Annotated in this window: 7 protein-coding genes; 2 read left to right on the plus strand and 5 right to left on the minus strand. The window is 54.4% G+C overall.

Annotation, left to right across the window (positions count from 1 at the left end):
* The 5 genes from OKC29_RS22830 to OKC29_RS22850 all read right to left on the minus strand — a co-directional run.
* A partial coding sequence (locus tag OKC29_RS22830) for a hypothetical protein (RefSeq protein ID WP_270669803.1) occupies window positions 1–394 on the minus strand: 394 nt, incomplete at its 3' end.
* Window positions 395–497: 103 nt separating this feature from the next.
* The gene (locus tag OKC29_RS22835; RefSeq protein WP_270669804.1) at window positions 498–1,637 is read right to left on the minus strand and encodes a plasmid recombination protein; all 1,140 of its coding nucleotides are present in this window, start codon (window positions 1,635–1,637) and stop codon (window positions 498–500) included.
* 148 nt (window positions 1,638–1,785) lie between these two features.
* Complete coding sequence (locus tag OKC29_RS22840) at window positions 1,786–2,028, minus strand: plasmid replication protein RepB (RefSeq protein ID WP_270669805.1); 243 nt, start codon at window positions 2,026–2,028, stop codon at window positions 1,786–1,788.
* A 940-nt stretch (window positions 2,029–2,968) separates the two neighbouring features.
* Window positions 2,969–3,277 carry a CcdB family protein gene (locus tag OKC29_RS22845; protein ID WP_128274413.1) on the minus strand — a complete coding sequence of 103 codons (309 nt, stop codon included), beginning with the start codon at window positions 3,275–3,277 and terminating at the stop codon, window positions 2,969–2,971.
* Complete coding sequence (locus OKC29_RS22850) at window positions 3,277–3,516, minus strand: type II toxin-antitoxin system CcdA family antitoxin (RefSeq protein ID WP_128274415.1); 240 nt, start codon at window positions 3,514–3,516, stop codon at window positions 3,277–3,279. Before OKC29_RS22850 ends, OKC29_RS22845 begins: the two co-directional genes overlap by 1 nt.
* Window positions 3,517–3,830: 314 nt before the next feature.
* Between OKC29_RS22850 and OKC29_RS22855 the strand changes: the two genes are divergently transcribed.
* Together OKC29_RS22855 and OKC29_RS22860 are read left to right on the plus strand one after the other, a co-directional pair.
* Window positions 3,831–4,172, plus strand: coding sequence for a hypothetical protein (locus tag OKC29_RS22855; protein WP_128274417.1), 342 nt, complete (start codon window positions 3,831–3,833; stop codon window positions 4,170–4,172).
* Between the two features lie 19 nt (window positions 4,173–4,191).
* Window positions 4,192–4,647 (plus strand): hypothetical protein (locus OKC29_RS22860; RefSeq protein ID WP_270669806.1); only part of this gene is annotated, 456 nt, incomplete at its 3' end.

Raw genomic sequence — 4,647 nt, forward strand, 5'->3', positions numbered from 1 at the left:
GGCGCCTGGGAAGAAGACACCGAAAAGCGTTGGTAGGGCTTACGTTGGTTTTTGGTTCCATTGCTCCCCAAACCCCTTCTCGGCGCTGTACCACCGTTGTTTGTGGCATATTGGGCATGGCAAGGGGGGTTCTGAGTTCTAACATTGCAGTCGTCTCGCCGTCGATCAGGAATATTGGGATTTTTTGTGGTTTGCCCCCCAGAATGCGGTGCACATAATGCCCATTATGTTCAATTGCCATTTTCACCAGGGAAAACGACGCACTCGTCCCGTCGCAGCCCGCCAGCGCGGTAAACAGGCCGTTATCCCGGCCCGTTCTGGCCGAATTGCGGCTGAAAGTTTGCGACGGTTTGAAGGGGCGAATTTCCCCTCCAGCGAGCCGATCCGGTTTCATGGGAAAAACGCTAGGAGCAGGTTGTTTCGAGTAGTTTGAGTGGTCATCGCCATCATTTTTAGATAATGATTTTTCATTTTTAAAGTTTGATGAGTCTGAGTGGCTACCTGCTGAGCCCCTGATTGTTGTTTCGTTCCTGCACCCCCCGCACAGCCTTCCTCAGCTCCGCAGGTAGCTCCCTGATTAAGGTCTCTGGCAGGGCCGCCACAAGGGCATCCAACACCTTGCTACGCGATTTGAGGGCTGGGGTAGGGGGATTGACTGCCAGCTCTGCCTCGCGGCTCTGCAAGTCCAGCTCCCACGTCTCCAGCCCGCTCACTTGCCTCTCCACTTCCGCATCCAACTCGGCCTTTCGTTCATTTAGGCCTGCTTCGATCTGCTTCAGATCATCGGACAGCGCCCTGACTCCGGCGATCCGTTCATCCAGCTGGCGTTTGTACTCAGCCAGCACCAGCCGCTCCGTCTCCAAAGCCTTCTCTCTTGCCCACACATCAACCCCTCGCTGGTCAAGATCGTCGCCTCGCTCATCCTGCGCCGCCTCCTGCTCTGCAAGGCGCCCCATCTTGGCCTGTATATCCGCCAGATCCCGCTGTAGCTGGCCGTAGAACGCCTTGATCTCGGTGTGCTTGGCCTTGCTGCCAGCGATACCACGGCGCAGCCCAAAGGGTACCCCCACCTCCTCGGCAAAGGTGGTCTGCAACGCTATCGAGGCATCCCGTCCGGTGAACTTTTTCGCGTTCAGGGCTCGGCCTGCCTTCGTTGCGCACTCGCGCACCTCTCGTTTCTGCTTGCCGTCCTCAGTCTTGCCAACGACAACAGAACGCCGTCTGGTGCTGGCCTCCAATTCGATGATCGGGGTGTAAATGAAATGGCCGTGGACTGATCGCTCGTCATAGTGAACGGCCTCATGGATGAAGTTCTCTGCCCCCAACAACTTGTCCAGGTACGCCTTGGCCGCCTTGAAATAGGCTTTCCTGTCGAAGTCTGGCGAGTTGATCTGCTCTGGCGTTGCTGTAACGAGGTATTCCAAAGCCAACACTGGCTCCTTTGCCGTGCTGGCCTGGGTCACCGAGGCGAGATTTGTACGCAGCTTTGCCATGCCATCGCCCTTAAAATGGTTGAGATGGAGTCGGCTCGGATCGGCATTTTTGGGCTTGGTAGTGCGGTCGTTATGGTTGATGGCTGCTTGGACATGGCCGATGGATTTGAGCTTGTTGTGCCTGACGATAACGAATCCAGACATGGTGTGAGACTCCTTGAGATGGTGCCTCAGTAGAAACCGATTTTGGATGCTTGTCTACAAGCAGGACACTCACTAAGCCCTCTTGTACCACTTCGTGGTTTACAAGTTGGCGTTGTGAGCGAGGGGGATACCCCTCGACCCCTAAAACCTAGCGACTGCTGAGGTCGATCTCGATGCGCCGGAACCCGATACCGTTGGCCGTGTTGGCGGCAGCATCAATGCTCTTGAATACCCGCCAACCTCCGCGCTGTCGTTCCAGCACCACGGTCTCGCTCTGTTTGCCGAACTTCACCAGGTGCAGGTGGTATCCGGCCCCCATCGGGGTGGGCACCACGAGAGCCCTGGCAAACCCGCCTTGGTCAAACGTCCACTTGGCCTGTAGCTCTTCCATAAATCACGACGACATTTTGATGAATCAAATTTAGAATATGATGATGCCCCTCACAGGGGCATCAGGTCAAGAGCACCCAGCTCCATGGATAACTGCTGCCGCCCACAGGGGACAAGCCCCTGCTGGACGGACGGACGCAGTTACCCACCTCGCCAAGATCCTCTCTCGATTGAAAATCTAGGTCCTAAAGACAGCGGCCGATAGCCGCGAAAAAGCCGTCGCTGCGCGCCCCCATCTGCCGGGCTCTCCTATCTTTCCGCTGCGCTTCAAGATAGGAGAGCCCTCCTGCTTGGCTACGTCAAAAATGGCGTAGTTACACAAGATGGATCACCATGCACTGGACTATCGAGACCGCTTGCGGCGGCTCCCTCTCACGCGCTCCAGAGACACATCCCGTCCTGCTGCACCAACCTTTAGTCCCCGCCTGTTGGCCGGACTGCCGCGCCGTTTTTAGAGAGCTGGCCGTGGACGGAACCCGTTACGCTCTGGGTGGTTGGCGCCCCAACGGTTGCGAGCCGTGGGAGGCTGTGATGCGCGATCGCACGCTGGGCAGTATGTGAGATTTCCCCGTTCTGCCCGACCAACCACACCCTAACACGGCAACAAACTCATGCTTCCAATCCGTGCGGGTACGACAAAGCGCCAAAGGTGGTGGCCTTCGGTAACGGTCTTAGAGAGGGAATTAGCTTGAAAAAGACGGCATGGAGCCGCTAAACTTATTGGGACTTTAGGTAGCTGCTTCCCTCTTCGGAGCCGTTACCAGGTACAAAGAGCTCTAACTCGGAGTACCTTCGAATAAACCACCTTGCCGGGTGGTTTTTTCGTTTCTGGCGAGCAGGTTACGCTGGATCCTTCAGGATCGTCAATTCATCTGAATTCTTTGTAAATAAAAAAGGGCGCTGGTTTACCGTAACGCCCCTTCTGCGCGGTACAAACACCTTCAAACACCATCCAGCAGGAAATCTATCGCGTCCTTGACGAGCTGACGAGACTCCTGAACTTCGGTCACTTCCTCCCCTAACTGCGCCAGCCGCACCGCAGCCATTTCGTGGGTCAACACCAGATACTTGCCACCCTCGACGGTGATCACCGGGTTAAGCCGCTGTGCAGGCCGTCCAGTGAAGTCCGCCAGCGGGACCAAGGGGATCACCATCCGGGTGTGCAGTTCGCCGATGATGTCGCTCTGCACATTCAGTAAATAGGGATAGACACGGGCATTGCCCTTGTTGCGGTAGATCGTGAACTGCATCAGAACGTCCTGTGATCGTCAGAAAACAGGCCGCGCTCTTCGACCATCCGGTTAAGTGTTTGTATTGCGTCTCTGTTCTCACGCTTCCAGCGGTCGGCCTCTGAGCCGCTGATCTCATGCTGTAGCGCGGTGGCAAGGGTGGCTGACAGGTTGATCCCTGCTGCCCTGGCTCTTTCCAGCAGGCTGGGCTCCAGCGTGACGCTGACCGTTCTCTTGCTGCGCATAGCTGCTGCGACCATGATGACCTCCAATAAGGTGACACGTGTAATAGCACGTGCTTGATAGTATCACGCTCCTGCAACGAGGGCGACTAGCGTAGTCTGTCGCCTTCGTTGCAGGAGCCGCCAGCAGGCGCAGAAGGCCGCCGGTTTACCGTAACGCCCCTTCTGCGCGGTGACAGACCGGGATACACCTCAGCACCAAACCAGTACCAGTTACAGCCACCACTGGCCGTTCCGTAATCACCGAATGCTTTGATTTTTATATAAAAAAAAGGATAGAGTTGGATGATCCACAATCACCCATCTCTATAACAATAAGGATAATAAAATCAATGCATTACAAGACAACGGCAGTGCTGATTACTCTCGCCTTGGGTGGTTGCGTCTCTACGAGCAACGTTCTTGAGGTTGGTAAAGACACATATTCGGTATCAGCCACTGCGGATGGATTCCGTGATGCAGCATCCGCCCGCCAAAGTGCATTCAACTCAGGGGCGGAAAAGTGTAATAGCCTTGGTAAAAAATTCATGTTTTTGAATGAAAACACTGCAAAAACCAGAATGGATATAGACACTACGGTAACCATTTACTTCCGTTGTTTAAATGAAAATGACAGCGAATATACTCGCCCAGGGATAGAGAAAAGCCCTGACTTGGTCATTGAGGAAAGATAGAAATTGTTAGGACCCAGCCATGAATAATCAGATCTATTGGGGCCAAACCGTAGGGGCTGCGATAGTCAGCGTCGTGATGTTCTTTCTGCTCCTTTACATCGCAGCCCCCATCATTGAGTCGCTATTAAATCTTTACGGTTTAATCTTCGTTCCTGAACGTTACGGAGGCGGAAGCGAAGTAGATAACCCTGGCTTCCTTACTCTTGCATTCAGAGCCATCGTGGCTTCTAGCCTCGCGGCAGTCGGCGCTTTCATGGCCAGCTTCAAACTATTCTCAAGTGCCCACGCAAAAACCGTCGCTGCTGTCTTTGGCTTGATCGTCGTTGCTTGGTGTGGGCTATTTGTTGTTGCTGGATTGTCATCTAGTGCGGTGCTAATGCCATTGCTAATAGTTGTTCTCGGGGTTTGGGGAGCAATGGAACCAAAAACCAACGTAAGCTCTGAATCCCACCGTAAAGGGGCTTTCCGATCTCCA

The sequence above is a fragment of the Aeromonas sp. QDB34 genome (genome assembly GCF_027705405.1).
GTDB lineage: Bacteria > Pseudomonadota > Gammaproteobacteria > Enterobacterales > Aeromonadaceae > Aeromonas > Aeromonas hydrophila.